Origin of the sequence: Streptomyces sp. NPDC059564 (genome assembly GCF_042735575.1) — a bacterium.
GTDB lineage: Bacteria > Actinomycetota > Actinomycetes > Streptomycetales > Streptomycetaceae > Streptomyces.
This window is the reverse complement of the sequence record NZ_JBHWBP010000538.1, coordinates 1-3,628: the sequence shown is the minus strand read 5'-3', so window position 1 is coordinate 3,628 and position 3,628 is coordinate 1. Positions and strand designations below refer to the sequence as shown.

Annotated in this window: 7 protein-coding genes; all 7 read left to right on the top strand. The window is 67.3% G+C overall.

Features of this window, described 5'->3' with window-relative positions:
• Positions 1-94 precede the first annotated feature (94 nt).
• The 7 genes from ACFV0Q_RS39705 to ACFV0Q_RS39675 all read left to right on the top strand — a co-directional run bounded on the left by ACFV0Q_RS39705 (position 95) and on the right by ACFV0Q_RS39675 (position 3,422).
• Positions 95-1,036 carry a ParB/RepB/Spo0J family partition protein gene (locus ACFV0Q_RS39705; RefSeq protein ID WP_385012741.1) on the top strand — a complete coding sequence of 314 codons (942 nt, stop codon included), beginning with the start codon at positions 95-97 and terminating at the stop codon, positions 1,034-1,036.
• Positions 1,037-1,133: 97 nt separating this feature from the next.
• Positions 1,134-1,433: a hypothetical protein gene (locus tag ACFV0Q_RS39700; RefSeq protein WP_385012740.1), complete on the top strand. Its 300-nt coding sequence runs from the start codon at positions 1,134-1,136 to the stop codon at positions 1,431-1,433.
• 56 nt (positions 1,434-1,489) lie between these two features.
• Entirely contained in the window at positions 1,490-1,717 is a 228-nt protein-coding gene (locus ACFV0Q_RS39695) for a hypothetical protein (protein ID WP_385012738.1), read from the top strand.
• 235 nt (positions 1,718-1,952) lie between these two features.
• Positions 1,953-2,579 (top strand): hypothetical protein, encoded by a 627-nt coding sequence (locus ACFV0Q_RS39690; protein ID WP_385012736.1) that lies wholly within the window; start codon positions 1,953-1,955, stop codon positions 2,577-2,579.
• 99 nt (positions 2,580-2,678) lie between these two features.
• The gene (locus tag ACFV0Q_RS39685) at positions 2,679-2,918 is read left to right on the top strand and encodes a hypothetical protein (RefSeq protein ID WP_385012734.1); all 240 of its coding nucleotides are present in this window, start codon (positions 2,679-2,681) and stop codon (positions 2,916-2,918) included.
• A gap of 31 nt (positions 2,919-2,949) precedes the next feature.
• Positions 2,950-3,213, top strand: coding sequence for a hypothetical protein (locus ACFV0Q_RS39680; RefSeq protein WP_385012733.1), 264 nt, complete (start codon positions 2,950-2,952; stop codon positions 3,211-3,213).
• 20 nt (positions 3,214-3,233) lie between these two features.
• Complete coding sequence (locus ACFV0Q_RS39675) at positions 3,234-3,422, top strand: hypothetical protein (RefSeq protein ID WP_385012731.1); 189 nt, start codon at positions 3,234-3,236, stop codon at positions 3,420-3,422.
• The last annotated feature ends 206 nt before the right edge of the window (positions 3,423-3,628 follow it).

Here is a 3,628-nt window from a genome sequence, read left to right as displayed (position 1 = left end):
GGATGAGGGGATTGGACACCCCCCTCATTCATAGTAGAATTTAGATACGAGCGGGGGCGGGGGCCAACGCCGAAGACCTCTTGGAGAACCTGAAATGACCTACCGCACCGTAAAGATGACCCAGGTCCGCCCGAACCCGACCCAGCCGCGCGAGTACTTCAACGAAGAGGCCATCCAGGAACTCGCCAAGGCTATCGACACGTACGGCCAGATGACGCCGATCGAGGTCGCCCCGGACGACGAGAAGGGCGGATACCAGATCATCTCGGGCGAGCGCCGCTTCCGGGCCCTGACACTCCTGAACAAGTCCACCGTCAAGGTCAGCATCATCTCGGAGAAGAACGAGCTGCGCCGCTTCAAGCGGTCCATGTCGGAGAACGTCAACCGTGAGGACATGACCCCCTTCGAGGAGGCCAACGGCTACCAGCGGATCCTGGACGAGGAGGAGGGCTCCACGATCGCCACGGTGGCCGCCGACTTCGGCAAGACTGTCGCCTACGTCAAGCTCCGCCTGGCCCTGCTGGACCTGCGATTCGAGTTCCAGCAGCTCGTTCAGGACGGGAAGATCGGCACGCAGGCAGCCGTGCAGATCGCCGCGCTCAGCCTCGCCAACCAGGGCGCTCTGCTATCGAAGTACACCCGCGACGAGTTCAAGAGCGACAACGAGATCGTCCACTTCTCCTTCGCCATGAAGCAGCAGCAGGACCAGCAGGTTCTGATGATCACGGAGGAGCTGACGGACGAGCAGCGTGAGCAGCGTGCCGCCGCCCAGAAGAAGACGAAGGGCACGCTCGACAAGATCGAGCAGGTCCGCGCAATGCTCGACGAGATCGCCAAGACCGACCCGATCAAGCTGGCTCAGGCCCTTGAGGGCCAGGTCGGCGCCCGCCTGGACCAGCTCGACCGGGTCGCAGAATCCCTGACGAAGGCGCGCTGGCAACTCAAGCAGGCCAAGGCACACGCCGAGGCCGCCGAGCTGATCGCAGTCAACCCCGAGGCCACAGAGACCAGCGAACCGGAGACGGCTGCAGCCTAATGGCGAGCAGAGGGCGGGGCCTTCGGGCCCCGCCCCGCCTCACCACCGCCCAGCGAGCCGACGCCCGCAGCCTGAAACGCCGACCCCTTGGAAGAAGATGATGTTCCCGCCTCACCCGCAGCCGGCCGGAGCCGCCTCCATGCTCGACCACCTGACCAGGCAGGGCTGGAGCCCGGAGCTGGTCAGCCGCCTCGCGCAGGTCGACACGGACAACTGCCTGCGTCCTCCGGTCATGTCGTCGCGCGCCGCCTCCAGCGTGATCCTTAGCCTGGCCGCAGAGGGGTGGTCGCCTTCACCGATCGCCGCCCTGTTCCACCGCCGCGAGGAGTACGCGTGCGCCGTCCTCACCGCCGCCTCGGGCCTCGAACCCATCACCCACGCCCCGAAGACGTCGTAGCACGCCGCCCCGGCCCGGCGACGCAGACCGTCGCCGGCGAAGCGAAGGAGACAACCTTGACCAATCCCTCAGCCAGCGGCCCGGACTGGACGGCCATGAACCATGGCGACTTCGACACCAACGCCCCGATCACGGTGCCGGTACGCCCCGGCCCCGGACGGATCTACGCCACACCGGACCGGCACGGCACGCAGGCCCTGTTCGGCGAACAGCCCCCAGCGAGAGCCAGACAGTCAGCCCGGTCGAAACCCGGCGACACCAAGGGGCAGGAGGAACTGTTCTGATGCCGATCCATCTTCCTGAACCCACATCGATCCGCCCGCGGACGGCAAGGGCTTCAACCGGCTGAGCCTGAATGCGCACATGGGCGTGGGCGGCGCGCAGTGCGCTCTGCTCCCCCGTTCGTACGCGACGCTCCTCGAGAGCCTGGAGACGAGACGGGCGCGATGGGGAGGCTTCGGTTCCTGCATACGCGGTCAAGGTGCCTGCGGCGACTGCCCCGTGCTGACGGACCGGCCCGTGCGTGAAGTCACCTTCAACGCGCCCCGGGTGCTCGTGCGTGTGGAGACCTCGTACGACGCGGGGGCGACCTTCAATGCCGAGCCGTTCACACAGCTATGGATGACGGACCGGCCCGGCGCAACCGACTACCGGCGGGGAGGCCAGCGGTGGACGTGGCCGGAGCTGTCCCGCTTGGAGGGTTGGGAGCTCGGACGCCGAGACAACGACGAGCTCAGCGAGGCGTTCTGGATACAGCGCAGCAGCCACGTTCCGGCCCCGCACGTCGAGGTGCGCAGCCGGGCGGTGGGGAGCGACGTCCGGCACGCGATGCTCGCCAGCGCCACGCGGGCATGCCTGATGGTCTGCTCCGGAGGATGCCGCCACGACGCGCAGCTGCTCAACGCGATCGGCCATCAGATACCCGGCCAGGTGGACGACCGGCCCACCAAGGTGAACGGCGACCGGCTGCAGCGCCCCGCCACAGAGGGAGCCTGGAGGCTGGCCTGCTCGGAGAAGGGCTCGGTTGTGGTGCGGTTGCTGGAGGGGGGCAAGCAGGTGGTTCGCCTGAGCCTGTCCGGATCTCAGTGGACGAACGAGCGGGCCGAAGGCGCGGCGTCTGCGCTGCTGAAGTACGTTCGCCGATAGGCTGCTTGGGAGGTGGCCAGGACTGGACACCCCCTCAATCGATAGTAGAATTGAGATATCGGGGAGGCGGTGAGCGCCTCACCGCAGAGAGGAGCCCCCGTGCCCACATACACCCCAATCAGCTGCGCCGACGCCTACGACAGGGACGCGCCCGAGTGCGACAGCTGCGAGGGCACCGGCATCGAGACCTACCTGAACGGCCCCCGCGAGGTGAACCGCGAGTGCGCCGAGTGCCACGGCATCGGGCGCCGCCTCGACTGCCCGGCCTGCGACGACGGCGTGAACTCCGCAACGGACGACACATGCAGCCTCTGCGACGGCTTCGCCGCTCTCTACTAATCACGAAATAGGCCACTACTCATATGGAGACATGCTCGTGATACTCGGCGACACACTCACACAGGAAGCCCTCACCACTGGCAGCCACTTCGGCGTGACACCCACCGGATCCGGCGGCCTCCGCCTAGCCATCACGCTCAGCACCGGCGACGTCCAGCACTTCGAGCGGCCCGGCGCCGACGGGCCCGGCGACTGGACCGCAACCGACCTCGAAGGACAGGGAGGCGGTTTCTCCTTCCATGAACCCGTCACACCCGAATGGGGTCGCGGCCTGGAATTTCTCGCAACCAAGTGACCACAGAAGGAAGCATCGACATGGAGTACGAGATCGGGACGACGGTCACCTTCACCACTCCCCTGCCCGCAAGAGGAGTTTGGGCCTTCGGCGAAGTCTCCGGGCACGGAACCTGCCCGTTCACCGGCGAGCGACTCGTGGCCGTGCGCTGGCCGGGATGGCCTAAGCCGCGCTTCTACCACCTGAGCGAGATCGTCGAAGTGGACTAGAAATAGGCCACTGCACAAATTCGTGTTACCGTCCTGGTCATCAGGCCGCAGGCACGGTCCGAAATCCATCCACTTCCGGACGGGCAGCGACACCCCGCGCCCAGCCCGCCCGGACCGGCTCGTCCGATACGAGCCACCCCTCCGGGCGGGGGCCGCCCCCCCCCCCGCGGCCCCCCCCCCCCCCCCGGCCCCCGCCGCCAAAACCA

Bases quoted from the DNA above. Each gene is read 5' to 3' on its own strand.
- ACFV0Q_RS39705 (WP_385012741.1), top strand. From the start codon at position 95: ATGACCTACCGCACCGTAAAGATGACCCAGGTCCGCCCGAACCCGACC.
- ACFV0Q_RS39700 (WP_385012740.1), top strand. From the start codon at position 1,134: ATGATGTTCCCGCCTCACCCGCAGCCGGCCGGAGCCGCCTCCATGCTC.
- ACFV0Q_RS39680 (WP_385012733.1), top strand. From the start codon at position 2,950: ATGCTCGTGATACTCGGCGACACACTCACACAGGAAGCCCTCACCACT.
- ACFV0Q_RS39675 (WP_385012731.1), top strand. From the start codon at position 3,234: ATGGAGTACGAGATCGGGACGACGGTCACCTTCACCACTCCCCTGCCC.